15 protein-coding genes are annotated in these 16,079 nt (G+C 71.1%); 8 read left to right on the top strand and 7 right to left on the bottom strand.

Annotated features, from left to right (window positions below; translation table 11 throughout):
• Nucleotides 1-240: 240 nt before the first annotated feature.
• Entirely contained in the window at nt 241-1,455 is a 1,215-nt protein-coding gene (locus tag ACIG5E_RS19040; RefSeq protein WP_396534645.1) for a saccharopine dehydrogenase family protein, read from the top strand.
• An 81-nt stretch (nt 1,456-1,536) separates the two neighbouring features.
• On the opposite strand, the gene ACIG5E_RS19045 is transcribed toward ACIG5E_RS19040, so the two are convergent.
• A complete protein-coding gene (locus ACIG5E_RS19045; protein WP_396534647.1) occupies nt 1,537-2,841 on the bottom strand; it encodes an aminotransferase class I/II-fold pyridoxal phosphate-dependent enzyme in 1,305 nt (434 codons plus the stop codon).
• A gap of 148 nt (nt 2,842-2,989) precedes the next feature.
• Nucleotides 2,990-4,366 (bottom strand): serine hydrolase domain-containing protein, encoded by a 1,377-nt coding sequence (locus tag ACIG5E_RS19050; protein ID WP_396534649.1) that lies wholly within the window; start codon nt 4,364-4,366, stop codon nt 2,990-2,992.
• 101 nt (nt 4,367-4,467) lie between these two features.
• Between ACIG5E_RS19050 and ACIG5E_RS19055 the strand changes: the two genes are divergently transcribed.
• Together ACIG5E_RS19055 and ACIG5E_RS19060 are read left to right on the top strand one after the other, a co-directional pair.
• Entirely contained in the window at nt 4,468-5,136 is a 669-nt protein-coding gene (locus ACIG5E_RS19055; protein WP_396534651.1) for a TetR/AcrR family transcriptional regulator C-terminal domain-containing protein, read from the top strand.
• Between the two features lie 404 nt (nt 5,137-5,540).
• Complete coding sequence (locus ACIG5E_RS19060) at nt 5,541-5,822, top strand: hypothetical protein (protein WP_396534653.1); 282 nt, start codon at nt 5,541-5,543, stop codon at nt 5,820-5,822.
• On the opposite strand, the gene ACIG5E_RS19065 is transcribed toward ACIG5E_RS19060, so the two are convergent.
• The 5 genes from ACIG5E_RS19065 to ACIG5E_RS19085 all read right to left on the bottom strand — a co-directional run bounded on the left by ACIG5E_RS19065 (nt 5,792) and on the right by ACIG5E_RS19085 (nt 11,794).
• Nucleotides 5,792-6,442, bottom strand: a complete 651-nt coding sequence (locus ACIG5E_RS19065) for a C39 family peptidase (protein ID WP_396534655.1) — start codon at nt 6,440-6,442, stop codon at nt 5,792-5,794. The two genes, ACIG5E_RS19060 and ACIG5E_RS19065, sit on opposite strands and share 31 nt — an antisense overlap.
• A gap of 393 nt (nt 6,443-6,835) precedes the next feature.
• Nucleotides 6,836-8,101, bottom strand: coding sequence for a sugar ABC transporter permease (locus tag ACIG5E_RS19070; protein ID WP_396534657.1), 1,266 nt, complete (start codon nt 8,099-8,101; stop codon nt 6,836-6,838).
• Complete coding sequence (locus tag ACIG5E_RS19075) at nt 8,098-8,886, bottom strand: ATP-binding cassette domain-containing protein (protein WP_396534659.1); 789 nt, start codon at nt 8,884-8,886, stop codon at nt 8,098-8,100. The genes ACIG5E_RS19070 and ACIG5E_RS19075 overlap by 4 nt, the downstream gene beginning before the upstream one ends.
• 164 nt (nt 8,887-9,050) lie before the next feature.
• On the bottom strand, nt 9,051-10,145 hold the full coding sequence (locus tag ACIG5E_RS19080; protein WP_396534661.1) for a sugar ABC transporter substrate-binding protein: 1,095 nt from the start codon (nt 10,143-10,145) through the stop codon (nt 9,051-9,053).
• 557 nt (nt 10,146-10,702) lie between these two features.
• Nucleotides 10,703-11,794, bottom strand: coding sequence for an endonuclease/exonuclease/phosphatase family protein (locus ACIG5E_RS19085; RefSeq protein WP_396534663.1), 1,092 nt, complete (start codon nt 11,792-11,794; stop codon nt 10,703-10,705).
• A gap of 88 nt (nt 11,795-11,882) precedes the next feature.
• On the opposite strand from ACIG5E_RS19085, the gene ACIG5E_RS19090 reads away from it, so the two are divergent.
• The 5 genes from ACIG5E_RS19090 to ACIG5E_RS19110 all read left to right on the top strand — a co-directional run bounded on the left by ACIG5E_RS19090 (nt 11,883) and on the right by ACIG5E_RS19110 (nt 16,026).
• Nucleotides 11,883-12,578 (top strand): response regulator transcription factor, encoded by a 696-nt coding sequence (locus ACIG5E_RS19090; protein ID WP_396534665.1) that lies wholly within the window; start codon nt 11,883-11,885, stop codon nt 12,576-12,578.
• On the top strand, nt 12,571-13,725 hold the full coding sequence (locus tag ACIG5E_RS19095) for a sensor histidine kinase (RefSeq protein WP_396534667.1): 1,155 nt from the start codon (nt 12,571-12,573) through the stop codon (nt 13,723-13,725). Before ACIG5E_RS19090 ends, ACIG5E_RS19095 begins: the two co-directional genes overlap by 8 nt.
• Nucleotides 13,726-14,273: 548 nt before the next feature.
• A complete protein-coding gene (locus ACIG5E_RS19100; protein WP_396534669.1) occupies nt 14,274-15,029 on the top strand; it encodes an MFS transporter in 756 nt (251 codons plus the stop codon).
• 11 nt (nt 15,030-15,040) lie between these two features.
• Nucleotides 15,041-15,367, top strand: a complete 327-nt coding sequence (locus ACIG5E_RS19105; RefSeq protein ID WP_030557153.1) for a transposase — start codon at nt 15,041-15,043, stop codon at nt 15,365-15,367.
• A 5-nt stretch (nt 15,368-15,372) separates the two neighbouring features.
• Nucleotides 15,373-16,026 (top strand): IS3 family transposase, encoded by a 654-nt coding sequence (locus tag ACIG5E_RS19110; protein ID WP_396534676.1) that lies wholly within the window; start codon nt 15,373-15,375, stop codon nt 16,024-16,026.
• Nucleotides 16,027-16,079 lie beyond the last annotated feature (53 nt).

Consider the following 16,079-nt stretch of genomic DNA (forward strand, 5'->3'; position numbering starts at 1 on the left):
CGGCCCCCCCCCGGCGCCGCCCCCCCCCCCCCCCCCCCCCCCGCCGGCCCGCCCCCCCCCCCCCGCCCCCCCGCCCCCCCCCCCCCCCCCCCCCCCCCCCCCCCCCCCCCCGCCGTCGGCACAGGTCGTCACGACGGGCTGCCGCGGGCCGGGCCCCTTCTCGCCTCTTCTCCCGCGTTGACAGTGCCACGACGGGCTCCTAGCGTGGCGCAGTCGATCACCCGCGAGTAGGGACTGTTGATGGCCGAGCCCCGCCCGTACGACCTCGTCCTGTTCGGTGCCACCGGGTTCACCGGCGGACTCACCGCCGAGTACCTGGCCCGGACCGCGCCCGAGGGCTGCCGCTGGGCACTCGCCGGACGCGACGAGCGCAGGCTCACCGCCGTCCGGGCGAAGCTGGCGCAGATCGACCCGCGCTGCGCCGGCCTCCCCCTGCTGATCGCGGACGCCGCGGACCGCGAGGCGCTGCGCGCCGTGGCCGCGAAGGCCCGGGTGGTGGTGTCCACGGTCGGCCCGTACCTGCGGCACGGCGAGCCGCTGGTGGCAGCCTGCGCGGACAGCGGCACCGACTACGTGGACCTCACCGGCGAGCCGGAGTTCGTCGACCGGATGTACCTCCGGCACCACGAGCGGGCGGTGGCCACCGGCGCGCGGCTGGTGCACGCCTGCGGCTTCGACTCGGTGCCGCACGACCTCGGCGTGCTGTTCACCGTCGAGGAGTTGCTGCGCCGCGGCGGCCCGGCGGCCCGGGTCTCGGTCGAGGGCTTCGTCCGCGCCGGCGGCACCATCTCCGGCGGCACCTTCGCCTCGGCGATGACGGCCTTCTCCCGACCGCGCGCGATGGCCCGGGCCGCCCGGGCGCGCCGCGCGGTCGAGCCCCGGCCGAAGGGACGGCTGGTCCGCACCCCGACCGGCCGGCCGCACCGTTCACGGGCGGCCCGGGCTTGGGCGCTGCCACTGCCCTCGATCGACCCGCAGGTGGTGTCCCGCTCGGCCGCCGCACTGGACGCGTACGGCCCGGACTTCGGCTACGCGCACTACGCGGCGGTTCGACGGCTGCCGATCGCCCTCGGCGGTGTCGCCGCGGTGACCGCGGTCGCCGTCGCCGCCCAACTGCCCCTGCTGCGCCGGGCCCTGGGGCGGCTGCGCAAGCCTGGCGACGGGCCGAGCGCGGAGCAGCGGGCCCGCTCCTGGTTCGCCGTCCGGTTCGTAGCGCGGGCGGGCGGCGGGCGCACGGTCCTCGCCGAGGTGTCCGGGGGCGACCCCGGCTACCAGGAGACCGCGAAGATGCTGGCCGAGTCGGCGCTCTGCCTGGCGTACGACGACCTGCCGCCCCTGGCAGGGCAGCTGACCACGGCGGTGGCGATGGGCCGGCCGCTGATCGACCGGCTGATCGCGGCCGGCATCTCCTTCCGCGTGCTGGACGCCCCGCCGACGACCGCCCCCGGCCGGTAGCGGCCGCCGGACATCATGGGGCGCTGACGCCGCTTCCGGGCGTTCGCCGGACCGGCGCGGGCGGCCGGCCCGGCCGGCCGATCAGTCCGTCCGAGCCGGGGCCGCGCCGGCCCTGGGCAGCATGGACTCGAAGGCGGCCCGGGCGTCGGCCATCGTCCGGCCGGCCTCCCGGAGCGCCTGCGGGAGATGGTGCGCCACCGCCTCGACCAGTCCCCGGATGTGATCACGGTCCACGTGCCGGGTGAGGGTGAAACGCAGGCCGGACTTCTTCAGGGGGACGAGGGGAAAGGACGACTGGTTCACGTAGAACCCCTCGTCGAGGACCCGTCGCACCATGCCGTAGCTGACTTCAGGCTCACCGAGTCCGATGAAGTAGACCGGCGTCCTGGGATCGGAGACGACGGGCAGATCGGCCGCGGCGAGGAGCTCGTTGCAGTGTTCCCGGCGCTCCGCCAGCTGTGCCTGGAGGGCCTCGATCCGGGAGGAGAGGTGGATCCGCGCCGAGGCGATCGCCGCCCCGAGCATCGGCGGCGGCAGCGGGTGGGAGTACATCAGCGGTCCGCCGTTGACCTGCACCCGCTGGAACGCCTCCTCGGTGGGGAGCACGGCAACGCCGCCGATGGTCCCGAAGCCCTTGGCGAGCGTCGTGACGAGCACCACCCGATCGCCCAGACGCCGGCCGAGCTTCTCAAAGACGTAGCCCGCGCCGTGCCGCCCGTACCAGCTCATGCCGTGCGCGTCGTCGATGTAGAGGTGCAGGGCTGGGTACGCCGCCATCAGCCGGACGAGGTCCTCGACCGGTGCGACGTCGCCGAACATCGAGTACACGCCGTCGATCAGATACCAGACCCGCTCTCCGGTGCCCTGCGCGCGCAGGAGCCTGCGCTCCAGCGCGTCCAGGTCGTTGTGCCGCACCATCGCGAGCTCGACCCCCTGCTGCCGCCCGAGCTGGGCCGCCGTCTGGACGCTGAAGTGGACCTGCTGGTCCAGCACGGCCAGGTCGCCGGCTCCGAGCAGCGCCGGCATCACGGACATGTGGCACAGCGACGTCGACGAGTACACCAGGGCGGGGTGACCGTCGTACATCTCCCGTAGCAGCTCTTCGAGTTCGAGGTTGAGGCCGGACGCCACGTACCCCCGGGAGACCGAGAACTGAACGCCGAAGCGCTCGGTCGCCTCCACGGCGCCGCGCCGGACCTGTTCCTCCTGCTCCAGCGAGAGGTAGCCACAGGTCCCGAAGTTGACGAGATCCCGGCCTCCGATCCGCAGGTGCGTGCCCGGCGGCGAGTCGAGCCCGGTCGCCAGATGGCTGGTGCCCTGCCTCATCGCCTCGGCGATCAGCCGCTCGGCGGTGTCAGCGGAACTCTGGTACGGCACGGCGGCCATAGTGCTATCTCCTCAGACCATAGGGCGGTCGGACTATGGGATGAACGCCGTACTTCCGGAGAGGTTACGGGCCAACGGCGGGCTGCCCAGGTCCTGGGAACTTGCGCAGGCCCGCCCGGTCCTGCCGGGACTCGCCGCTGATAGTGCGTCAGTTGGGCTGACGGGCGCGGGTGAAGAGGCGGCCGGCGAGGTCGACGCCGGTGACCGCGCCGTTCGCGTCACGGCTGAAGTAGCCGCGCTGGCCCTTCAGGCCGCCCTCGGCGATGATGTACTCGTCGCCGTCGCCGGTCAGGAAGCCCATCTCGGCGGCCGGGTAGTCCGGGGGCATCTCGGTGTCGGACGCGGCGCGGATCTCCGGCTTGATGCCGACCGCGAGGGTGAGCCGGCGGCCGTCGCCGGCGATGTCGAGGTTCATCGCGTCGATCTCGTAGCGGCCGGCGACCTCTCGGGCCCGCGCCTCGTCGTACGGGACCGGCTCCGGGTCCTCCTCGACCACCCCCAGGTAGTGCTCCAGCGCCCAGCGGACCACCGACTGGTTGCACGGGTAGCCCTCCGGGCCGGCGTTGGCCAGCGCGACGACGGCGAAGTTCCGCTCGGGCACGATCAGCAGCTCGGCGAACTGACCGTTGCCCGAGCCACCGTGGCCGACGGTCCTGACGCCGTCCACCTCGCGCAGGAACCAGCAGATGCCGAAGCCGTCACCGAGCGTGCTGGCGCGCAGCTCGACCGTCTGCTCGCGCATCCGGTGCAGCGCCTCGGCGGGCAGCACCCCGGCGCCGTCACCGAGCTGGAACCGGGCCCAGCGCAGCAGGTCGGCGACCGAGGAGGCGGCACCACCGCCGGGGTTGTTGCCGCGGGTGCCGGGCCGGAAGGCCTTCCACGGCTGGGCGGTGCGCAGCGTTCCGCCCTCGTCCCGGTTGTGGCCGACGGCAAAGCGGCGGACCATCACGTCGGCCTCGTCGAAGACGGTGTCCGACAGGCCGACCGGTTCCAGGACCAGCTGGGCCACGGCCTTCTCGAAGCTCCTCCCGGTGACCTTCTCGACGACCCGTCCGGCCAGGTTGTAGCCGGCCTGGCTGTAGGAGGCGCGGGCGTCGGGCTCGGCGATCAGCGGCAGGCCGGCCATGCGGGCGACGAATCCCGCGAGCGAACCGTCCTCCTCGTCACCGTCCATCAGGTTCCAGTCCAGCCCGGCGGTGTGGTTGAGCAGATTGAGCACGGTGATCCGCTCGGCCGTCCGCTCGTCGGCCAGCCTGAGCTCGGGGACGTAGCGGCGCACCGGCGCGTCGAGGTCCACCCTCCCCTCGGCGACCAGCCGCATGAGCGCGGTCGCGGTGAAGGTCTTGGTGACCGAGGCCAGGTGGAACAGGGTGTGCTGGTCGACCGGCAGCGGGTTGTCGAGGCTGGTCACACCGTGGGAGGCGTACGTCTCCTGGCCGTCGAGGAGGATGCCCACCGCGAGTCCGGGGACGTCGAAGTCCTTCGCCGTTCCGGCGACGAACGCTGACAGCTGATCCTGTGCCATGGGGTTCCCTCCCGAGTTGAACTATGTACAGGAAGAAGGTAGCGGCCGCCTTGAACAAAGTGCAAGTGATTCTTGAACTTAGTTCGACTACGCTGTCGCGCATGCCCCGAGCGACCCTGACAGCGGACCAGATCATCGGCGCGGCCATCGACCTCCTGGACGAGGAGGGACTGGACGGCCTCAACATGCGCAGTCTCGGCAAACGGCTCGGCACCGCCGCGACCGCGATCTACTGGCACATCAGGACCAAGGACGAACTGGTACGGCTCGCCGGCGACGCGATCTGGGACGAGGTCGTCCTGCCCGACCTCGCCGCGACCGACTGGCGGACGGCAGCCACCGCCATGGCCACCGGCATGCACGCCATGCTCACCCGGCACCCGTGGCTCGGCCAGGCCTTCGGCAGCTACCTGCACTACGGCCCGGGCAAGGCCCGCGTCGACGACCACAGCCTCGCCCTCTACGAGCGGGCCGGCTTCACCGCGACGGAGGCGGACCAGGCGGCGGCCACGATCCTCGTCTTCACCCTCGGCGCCGCCCTCGCCCCCGCGTCCGAGGTCTCCCTCACCCGCCGACTGGCCCGCGGCGACACGGACGCCCAACAGGTGCTGGCCGACACCATGACCCGGGCCGCCGAGATCGCCTCCGCCTTCCCCCGCCTGCGCGAACGCATCGGCACCACAGGCTACGCCGACGCGCCCGACAGCAGCTTCGAGTTCGGTCTGCGGGCAATCCTCGACGGCTTCGCCGCACGCCTCGCCGAGCGCTGACGGACCGCGCCCGTACGGACCGGCGCGCCTGCCGTCCCTAACCCGCCCGGCCCGACCGTTGCCGGCCCACGTGCGCGGGGAGGAGCCCGGAGCGCGGTACTGCCGCCCCGTCGGGCGTAGTACCGAGGTACCGCCGCACCTGCGAGGTTCCGTCCCGGGTACCGCGGTCTGCCGTCGCGCCGCCGCTAGCGTGAATGGCAGGACGGCTGGTCGGCCACGGATCCGACGGTCCCACCGAGCCTCGGCCCGATCTCCCGGCGCCCCGGGACCGTCCGTGCTTGCGACCGGCATCACCGTCGACGGCATTCGGAGGGTGGCATGAACACTGCGACCTGCCTGACCACGAACAGCCATGGGCTTGCCCGGGCCGCCCGGACGCCCGGCCCCGCCGCTACGCGCGCCGAGTGGGCGAGACACGACACCTGGCCGGTCCCGACGACACCACCCACGGCCTGGCACACCCCGGGCGCGGCGGCGGCCACCTGGACCCTCCGGACTCCGGCGCCACCGCGGTGCGCAAGCCCCTGCTCGTGGTCGGCCGGAGCGTCGGCCCCGCGGCCGGCCCCTTCGGCCTCCTCACCGTGGTGACCCGCACCACGTCGTACGGCACCTTCCCGCTGCCGCCCCGACCGCACGAGCGGCCCGGGCGGAGCGGTCACTCGATGATGACCGCCATGTCGCCGTAGCTGGCGTACCCGGCCGCGAGGGCCGCCCCGCTGATCTGCAGCTGCCCGCGGGACGGGTCGTTGACCAGATACTGCCCGTTACTGACCCCGGTCACGACGACGGTGTGCTCGGACGGGCCGGCGTAGGGCACCACGCGGCCGTCGTACGCGGTGTACGAACCCGCCGCGACGTCACGCCAGTCGTAGTCGACCCAGACGATCGCCAGGTGTCCGGCGGCAACCGCGCTGCTCAGCTGGGCGGGCGAGATCCCCTGTCCGGCCGCCGCCACGGACAGGCCGTAGGTCTGCGCGGCCCGGGCGACCGGCGGGTAGTACACGCCGAAGCCGGTACCGCCCGCTTCCGAGCCATTGGGGCTTCCCACGAAGGCCCGGAACGGGTCCCCGGACAGTGGCCCGGAGACCCCCGCCTGCGGGTGTGCCAGGTCGACGCCGATGTGTCCGAGCACGTCCTGGTCGGACACCTGCACCCCCCGTGCGGCCAGCACCATGCGCAGGGAGGTCGCCTCGCAGTCGTTGCCCAGTTGCTGCTGGTAGGCCGGGACAGCGATGGTGGCGGCGCCCGACGGGGGCGTGCCGATCACCATGACAGCGCCGGTCAGGAGGGCGGTGACGGTCGCCATCAGCCTGCCGTGCCTCTTCCTCGGCAGCCGGCCCGGCACTGGGCGCATCCGGGCGCCCGGTGCGGTTGCGGGTGACGAGGCCGCGGGTGGAACCGGCCGTCGCGGGTTCGGGTGCAGGCATCGCCCACCGTTCAGGACCTCCTCGTGGCTCCCCATGGCCTATCTCCTTCCCATGGCGTCTCACCGTCTGAGGACCGGACATCCGCTGTCGGACGCCCGCCGGCCCGGACGCGGGCCGGTGACATCCCCGGACGTCCCTTCCATCGAACCTCCGCTTCGCCCGCTCCGCCTCGCGGTGGCACCAGCGCTGGAGCGTCTCCGCGAGACGAAGGGGCCGGCCCGGTATCCGTGGGGTTGGATACCGGGCCGGCCCGTGTCGCGCGTGACGGTGGGTCAGCGCGCGGCGGTCTTGCGCGTGCGGCGGGACACGGAGTCCAGGACGACGGCGGCGAGCAGGACCGCGCCGGTGATCATGTACTGGATGGCCTGGTCGACGTGGACCAGGTCGAGGCCGGTGATGATCGACTGGATGACCAGGATGCCCAGCAGGGCGGACCAGGTCTTGCCGCGTCCGCCGAAGAGGCTGGTGCCGCCGATGACGGCCGCCGCGATGGAGTTCATCAGGACGTTGCCGCCGCCGAGCATCTTGTCGGCGGAGCCCTGCTGGGAGGCGATGAACAGGCCGCCGAGGGCGGCCATGCCGGCGGAGATCATGAAGACCGAGATCCGGACCCAGGCGACGTTGATGCCCGCGCGGCGGGCGGCCTCCACGCCGCCGCCGACGGCGAAGATCTGCCGGCCGTAGCTCGTGCGGCGCAGGACGAAGTCGGTGATGACGACGACGGCCAGGAAGACCAGCAGGGGCAGCGGCAGGCCGCGGTCCTGGTTGAGCATGTAGGCGGCGGTCAGCGCGATCACGGCGAGGACGCCGGTGCGCAGCGCGATCTCACTGACGGGACGCGCGGTGAGGCCGGCGGCGGTGCGGCGGCGGGCGTCGAGGATCTGCCCGAGGGCGAAGAGCGCGATACCGAGGACGGCGAGGCCCCAGGTGTAGGCGATGTCGCCGTCGCCGAGGAAGTAGGTGTCCAGGTTGGCCAGGACGCCGTCGTTCACGACGTTGACGGTGCCCTTGTCGCCGAGGACGTACTGCTGCAGGCCGCTCCAGGCGAGCAGGCCGGCGAGGGTGACGACGAAGGCCGGGACGCCGATCTTGGCGAAGAAGAAGCCGTGCAGGGCGCCGATGGCGACGGCGGCGGCGACGGCGATGAGGCAGGCGAGCCACTCGTTGTAGCCGGAGCGCACGGACAGGACGGCGGCGATCGCGGCGGAGACGCCGGAGACGGAGCCGAGGGAGAGGTCGATCTCGCCGAGGAGGAGCACGAAGACGATGCCGACGGCGATCAGGCCGGGGCCGGCGATCCACTTGGTGATGTTGGTGAGGTTGTCGGCGTTGAGGAAGTCCCCGGTGACGCTCTGGAAGATGACGCCGATGAGGATCAGGCCGAGGACGACGGGCACGGAGCCGAGGTCGCCGTTCTTCATCTTCCGCTTGAACTCGGCGAGGTAGCCGGCGAGGCCGGACTCGCGGACGAGCAGGCGGGGGTCGACCGCGGGGGTGGCCGCTGCCGGCGCGGCCGGGGTGGTCTGTTCGGTGGTCACTTCGTTTCCTCCGCGAGTCGGGCCTGGCGTCGGGTGACGGCGTTCTCGGTGGCGCCGGTGATGGCGGAGATGATCTCCTCGTGCGAGGTGCCGGCCACCTCGAAGACACCGTTGTTGCGGCCCAGGCGAAGGACGGCGACGGTGTCGGCGACGGCCTTGACGTCGGCCATGTTGTGGCTGATCAGGATGACGCCGAGGCCACGGTCGCGCAGGCGCTCGACGAGGTCGAGGACCTGGGCGGTCTGCTCGACACCGAGGGCGGCGGTGGGCTCGTCCAGGATGACGATCTTGGGGTCGCCGACGAGGGCTCGGGCGATGGCGACCACCTGGCGCTGGCCGCCCGAGAGGGCGGCGATGGGGATGCGCACGCTCGGGATGCGGATGGAGAGGGTGTCGAGCAGTTCGCGCGCCCGCTTCTCCATGGCGACCTCGTCGAGCAGGCCGAGGCTCTTCAGCTCGCGGCCGAGGAAGAGGTTGCCGACCACGTCGAGGTTGTCGCAGAGCGCGAGGTCCTGGTACACGGTGGCGACGCCGAGGGCCTGGGCGTCCTGCGGGCGTCCGATGGAGACCGCCTTGCCCTCCCACTCGATCGTTCCCTCGTCGATGGGGTGGACGCCGGCGATGGTCTTCACCAGCGTGGACTTTCCGGCGCCGTTGTCGCCCACCAGGGCCACCACCTCGCCTGCGTGTACCTCCAGGTGCACGTCGGTGAGTGCCTGGACGGCGCCGAAGCGCTTGGAGACCCCGCGCAACGCCAGTACGGGTGCGCCTGTCACGTGAACCATCTCCTTCTTCCCGTGCGCGCCGTGATGGTGGGTCGGCAGCCGGGCTGGCCCGCGCCGTACGGGGCGGGCGGGTGAGCGTCGAAAGGGGGGCCGGGGCGGGCAGGACCCGCCGCGCGGTCGGGGCGGTGCCCCCCGGGGAGGTGGGGAGCACCGCCCGGGCGGTGCTACTTCAGGCCGGCGGCGGCGCAGGCGGCCGCGTAGTCGGCGGTGCAGATGTCCGAGGCCTTGTAGAGGCCGTCGGCGATCACGGTGTCCTTGATGTTCGCCTTGGTGACGATCTTGGGGTCGAGCAGCTTGGCCGGAATGCCCTTGTCGGTGGCGCTGTCGATGCTGGAGCTGGCCACGGACTTGACGTCCTTGCCCTGCAGGAGGTCGACGGCCAGTTCGGCGGCGTTGTCGGCGAGCGGCTTGTAGGCCTTGTAGATGGTGTAGGCCTGGTCACCGTTGACGATGCGCTGGACGGCGTCGAGGCCGGCGTCCTGACCGCCGACGGGGACCTTGATGCCCGCGCCCTGGAGCTGGGTGATAATGGCGCCGGCCATGCCGTCGTTGGCGGAGTAGACGCCCTGGAAGCCGTCCTTGCCGAGCTGGGTGATCGCGGCGCCGATCTTCTGGCCGGCCACGGTGGGCTTCCACTCGCCCGACTGCTCGTAGACGACCTTCTTCACCTTGCCGTCGAGCACCTTGTGGGCGCCGGCCTTGAACTGGCCTGCGTTCGGGTCCGCGTCATCGCCGTTGATCATGACGATGTTGGCGTCGGCGGCCTTGTCCCCGAGGGCGTCGACCAGGGCCTGGCCCTGGAGTTCGCCGACCTTCTCGTTGTCGAAGGAGACGTAGGCGGCGACCGGGCCGGTGGCCAGGCGGTCGTAGGCGACGACCTTGACGCCCTTGGCGGCGGCCTCCTGCACCCAGCCCTGGGTGGAGGTGGCGTCGAAGGCGTCCAGGACGATCACCTTGACGCCCTGGGCTATCAGGGTGTCGAACTGCTGCTTCTGCTTGGCGGCGCTGCCCTCGGCGTTGTTGTAGAGCACCTTGCAGTCCGCGCACAGGGCCTTGACCTTGGCCTCGATGAACGGCCGGTCGAAGGACTCGTAGCGCACGGAGGAGGCGTTCTCGGGCAGCAGCAGGCCGATGGACTTGTTGTCGCCGGAGGCGGCGGAGTCCTTCTTGTCGCCGCCGGCCTTGCCGCAGGCGGCCATGGACAGGGCCATCGAGACGGCTGCGGTGGCGATGACGGCGCGACGCATCATTGCGTTCATGGTGGGGGTGCCTCCCTGACGTCGCCGCGACGGCGCGGCGGAGTTGAGGGGAGTCAATCCGCCTGGGCCGTCTAGAGTCAAGAAGTAAATCCAAAACGAGGCCGCTCTGGACCTTTTCGTTATCTTCCTGAACGCAGCAGGTCGCTAGGGCTCGCCGGACGGATCGACCGTTTTCCGGCCCCTGCCGCTCCGCCCGGCGGCCTTCGCGCGGGATCACGGGTACCGCGAACACGCGTATACGCAGGTTGAACAATCAGTGACGGCAACCGGTGCGGACCCGGAACCGGGTCGGGCGTGAATGACGGGCTGGGCGCCGTGAACGCCGGCGGGACGCTTGCGGGACTGATGTGTCCAAGAGATGTCGACTGAGGCGTTCCCCCCGAACCGGACGCGGGCTTTGCGGTGACGGACCCACCGGTGGGCACCTCGACGTGGCCCGCTCCCCTGACCCGACTCACTTGCCGGGCCGGAGATCTGACGCCATGTCAGTAGATCACCGGCCCGAACCGGAGGAATCTCCGCCCGTGGCAGATGGGGTGCCGGTCTTCACGCGGTGTTCACCAGCTGATTCGGGCCGCCACCGGCCGGTGGTCGCTGCCGTTGGCCGGGAGCACCCACGAGCTCCTCGGCTCCACGCCACGGACCAGGATCTGGTCGATCCGCACCACGGGGAACCGTGCCGGCCAGGTGAAGCCGAAGCCGTCCCCGGCCACCTCCTGGGCCGAGCGCAGCTGCGAGGTGAGGCCGTCGAACGCGCGGTCGTCCGTGGTGCCGTTCAGGTCGCCGAGCAGCACCACCCGCTGGCTCGGATCGGCGGCGACGGCCTTGCCGAGCGCCTGCACGCCGATGTTCCGCGAGGCCGTCCAGAAGCCGCTGCTGGGAAGCACCCGGACGGACCCCAGGTGGGCCACGTACACCGTCAGCGGCCCGCGGTCCGTGGCCACCGTGGTGCGCAGCGCCCGGTTGGAGGCCAGCTTGGCGGCGGCCGGCTTGGTGTCGGCCAGCGGCCCGTAGTCCATGATGTCGATCGGCCGGGTGTCCGACAGCGGCAGCCTGCTCCACAGCCCGACCGTGCCCTGCACCGTGTGGTACGGGTACGCCTTCGCCAGCTCCTGCTCGTACGTGCCCGTGGCCTGCTCGGTCAGTGCCACCACGGCGAGCACGTCCGCCCCGGAGGCGGCCAGGTCGCGTGCGGTGCGGGCCGGGTCGGGGTTGTCCGCGTAGACGTTCTCGCTGGCCACGGTGAGGTCGCCGCCCGGGTGGGACTTGTCGGCGAGCAGCCCGCCGAAGAGGTTCAGCCACACCGTGACCGGCAGCATGAGCGCGAGCACCGCGGAGGCGGAGCGGCGCCACAGCGCCGCGGCCAGCAGCACCGGGACGATCAGACCGAACCACGGCAGGAAGCTCTCCTCCAGGCTGCCGAGGTTCCCGGTCCCCCGGTCCGGGATCTCCGCGTGCAGCAGCATGAGCAGCCCGAGCAGCAGCGCCAGTGCCGCGAGCACCCGGCCTCGCTTCCAGGGCCCCGGCCGGGAGACGGCGCGTGCCGCCCGGCGGATGCGCGCGCGCCAGGCCCCGGCGCCGGTCTCCCGGCCGCCGGCGCCGTCCGGTCCGGTCTGCGCCGTGTCCGTCTGCGTCGTCGTGTGGTTCATGCCGCCAGTCAACGCGGCGCGGTGTCGTCGTCGCGTATGGGATTTTCGATACGCCGACGATATGCGCCGGGCTCGTAGCATCGAGAGCATGCGCGTGTTGATCGTCGAGGACGAACCCTTTCTGGCAGAAGCCATCCGCGACTGCCTGCGTCTGGAGGCGATCGCGGCCGACCTCGCGGGTGACGGCGACACCGCGCTGGAACTGCTGGGCGTCAACGGCTACGACATCGCCGTCCTCGATCGCGACGTCCCCGGACCGTCCGGTGACGAGATCGCCCGACGCATCGTCGCCTCCGGCAGCGGTACGCCGATCCTCATGCTCACCGCCGCCGACCGTCTCGACGACAAGGTCTCCGGCTTCCAACTCGGCGCCGACGACTACCTCACCAAGCCGTTCGAGATGCAGGAGCTCGTGCTCAGGCTCAGAGCACTCGACCGAAGGCGCCCACACAACAGGCCTCCCGTGCGGGAGATCGCGGGTCTGCGGCTGGACCCGTTCCGCCGCGAGGTCTACCGGGACGGCCGCTACGTCGCGCTCACCCGCAAGCAGTTCGCCGTGCTCGAAGTCCTGGTCGCTGCCGAGGGCGGTGTCGTCAGCGCCGAGGAACTCCTCGAACGCGCGTGGGACGCGAACGCCGACCCGTTCACCAACGCCGTGCGCATCACCGTCTCGTCACTGCGCAAGCGGCTCGGTGACCCGTGGATCATCGCCACCGTGCCGGGTGTCGGCTACCGCATCGACGTGCAACCGGAAGCCGGGCAGGAGGGAGGCGGGCGTGGATAGAGCACCTGGCGCGAGCGTTCGCCTCAAACTCACCCTCAGCTACGCCGGATTCCTCATGCTGGCCGGTGTCCTGCTGCTCGCGGCGGTGTGGGTGTTCCTCCTGCGCTACGTCCCCGATCGTGCGACGCTCATCGTCCCCACGGGTGTCCCCGCCAACGGTGTCTTTCCCATCCGGTCCAACCTCCTGCGCGTCTTCGCTCCGAGGGCAGCCGCAGTGTTGGCCTTCCTCCTGGTGTTCGGCCTCGTGGGAGGGTGGTTCCTCGCCGGCCGGATGCTCGCCCCGCTGACCCGCATCACCGAAGCCACCCGTCAGGCCTCGACCGGATCGCTCTCCCATCGGATCCGGCTACCGGGCCGCAGGGACGAGTTCCGTGAACTCGCCGACGCCTTCGACACGATGCTGGCGCGGCTCGAAGCACACGTCGCCGAACAGCGGAGGTTCGCGGCCAACGCCTCGCACGAGTTGCGCACCCCACTGGCGATCTCCAAGGCGCTTCTCGATGTGGCCCGCACCGATCCGGACCACGACCCCGGCGAAGTCATCGACCGCCTCCATGCCGTCAACACCCGGGCGATCGACCTCACCGAGGCGTTGCTCCTCCTCAGCCGCGCCGAGCAGCGGTCCTTCACCCGAGAACGCGTCGACCTGTCCCTCCTGGCGGAGGAAGCCACCGAGACACTCCTCCCCCTCGCGGAACGGCACGGCGTCACCATCGAGACGTCCGGCGACATCACCCCCACGATCGGGTCGCGGGCGCTCCTGGTGCAGCTGACGATGAACCTCGTGCACAACGCGATCGTCCACAACCTGCCGGAGGGAGGCACCGTGTGGGTCAGCACCGGCGTGCGCCCCGACGGTGCGGTGCTCACCGTGGAGAACACCGGTGAGCGGCTCACCCCTCAGCTGGTCTCCACACTCACCGAACCGTTCCGGCGCGGCGCCGAACGCATCCGCACCGACCACGCGGGCGTCGGCCTGGGCCTGGCGATCGTCAAGACCATCACCCACGCACACGATGGAACACTCACCCTCACCCCGCGCCCTGCCGGCGGGCTCCGAATCACGGTGGAACTGCCCGCGGCCGACTCGCACTGTGGTGCCGGTGACCAGCCGGTCGATCCGGACCCGGCCGCCCCGCGGTGGTGACCGCGGGTCGCCGGCCGGACCGCTGTGGCGCCGCCCAACCCGGCCACCACGCCCGGAACGGCGCTGACCGAAGTGTCCGGCACGCAACGGCTGATCGCCGGCCGCTACCGGCTCCGGCACCCGCTCGCCGAGGGCGGCTTCGGCCGGGTCCGGCAGGCGCACGACGAGCGCCTGGACGCCGACGCCCGCGAACATCATGCTCGCCGGCGACGGCAGTGTCGTGTGCAACACCTGTGGCGCTACCTGACATTGTGCGGAGCACGGTCGTGGTCCGCCGATATCCGGTTGATGGTTGCCCCGTGCGGTGAGTACTGTGCCTCACGTGATGAGCCCTGAGTCAGACAGAACGGAGCCACCGGTCACTCGGCGGCGGGTTGGCGCCTGACCAACAATCGATTGGTTCCTTGGTCGGCTTCGCTGCGAGTAACCGGACACGCGCTCCGTGTGTCTGGTCTGGTTGTGGCTCTCGTCTCAGCAACAGGTGACGCAGTTCGACGTCCAGCACGCGGATGTTCATGCCCGCACACGTCAACGCTGGAGTCGACTCCGTGCCCGTGTTCATCTACGTCCTCGGCCTTGCTGTCTTCGCGCAAGGGACCTCCGAGTTCATGTTGTCCGGTCTCGTACCGGGTATTGCCCGTGATTTGTCCGTGTCGGTGGGAGCCGCCGCGAGCCTGACGTCCGCATACGCCATCGGGATGATCGTCGGTGCGCCGGTGATGGCCGCACTGAGCGCGCGCCGGCCACGCCGTCGCGCGCTGGCAGGCTTCCTTGCCGCGTTCGTCATCGTGCACGTCATCGGTGCGGTCACGACGGATTTCGCCGTGCTGTTCGGAACCCGAATCGTTGCCGCGATCGTCAATGCCGGGTTCCTGGCGGTCGCGATGAGTGTGGCGACCGCCCTCGTGACCCCTGCGAAGCAGAGCCGGGCCACCGCTGTCCTGCTGTCGGGGGTCACGCTGTCGTGTGTTGTCGGCGTGCCTGTCGGCGCTTTGCTCGGGAACTGGTCCGGCTGGCGTTCGGCTTTCTGGGCAGTCGCTGCCCTGTGCTTGCCCGCGCTGGCGCTCGTGTTCCGGTCGGCACCCACTGGTGCGGCCCGGCGGCACGACGTCTCCGTGAGGCAGGAAGTGCGTGCGCTCAAGTCGGGCTCGGTGCAGTTGGCGTTGACGCTCGCGGCGCTGGTCAATGGGGCAACTTTCGCAACCTTCGCCTATCTGGCTGTCATTGCCACGGATGTGGCTCACTTGTCCGCCGACGCGGTCCCTGAACCGCCCCGGGTTCGGTGGGGACTCGATTTCGTGTAAGGATTCGAGTCATGGCACGTCCTTCCTCCTACCCTCCTGAGCTGCGCCGTCGTGCGGTGCGCATGGTCGCCGAGGTCCTCGGTGACTACCCGAACGAGTCGGCCGCGTTGCGGGCCGTCGCGGAGAAGCTGGGCATCGGCTCCGCCGAGACCCTGCGCAACTGGGTGCGACGCGACCAGGTCGACTCCGGGCAGCGCCCGGGCACGACCACGGAGGAGTCCGCGCAGATCAAGGCCATGAAGAAGGAGATCGCCGAACTCAAGCGCGCCAACGAGATCCTCAAGGCCGCGGCGAGTTTCTTCGCGGCCGAGCTCGACCGGCCACACCTGCGCTCGTAGCGTTCATCGACGAGCACCGGGGCCGCTTCGGCGGCGTCGAGCCGATCTGCCGCGTGCTCACCGAGCACGGCTGCAGCATCGCCCCCTCCACCTACTACGCCCACCACAAGCGCCTGGCCTCACCCGCCGCCCGCACCGTGCGCGACGAGGAACTCAAGGCTCTCATCAAGGAGGTCTACAACGCCAACTACCGTGTCTACGGGGCCCGGAAGGTCTGGCGGGAGCTGAGCCGGCAAGGCCAAGCGGTGGCCCGCTGCACCGTCGAACGCCTCATGCGCGAACTCGGCATCACCGGTGCTGTCCGCGGCAAGAAGGTCATCACCACCATCGCGGACCCGGCCGCTGAACGCGCCCCGGATCTCGTCGACCGGCAGTTCGTCGCCACCGCGCCGAACCGCTGCTGGGTCGCCGACTTCACGCACATCGCCACCTGGGCCGGAGTCGTCTACGTCGCCTTCGTCGTGGACACCTTCTCCCGGCGCATCGTCGGCTGGTCGGCCGCGACCTCCAAGGAGACCCGGCTCGTCCTGGATGCGCTGGACATGGCGCTGTGGCAGCGCGACCGTGACGGATTCCCCCATCAGCGAGGCGAGTTGATACATCACTCGGATGCCGGGTCGCAGCTCGAATTCAACCAGCCGTCGCAACACAGGCTCTGACCGGCGACTTTAGCCGACTGTCGAGGGCTTCAGCAGGTGTTCTCCAGCCGAGG

Origin of the sequence: Kitasatospora sp. NPDC053057 (assembly GCF_044546945.1) — a bacterium.
Lineage (GTDB): Bacteria > Actinomycetota > Actinomycetes > Streptomycetales > Streptomycetaceae > Kitasatospora.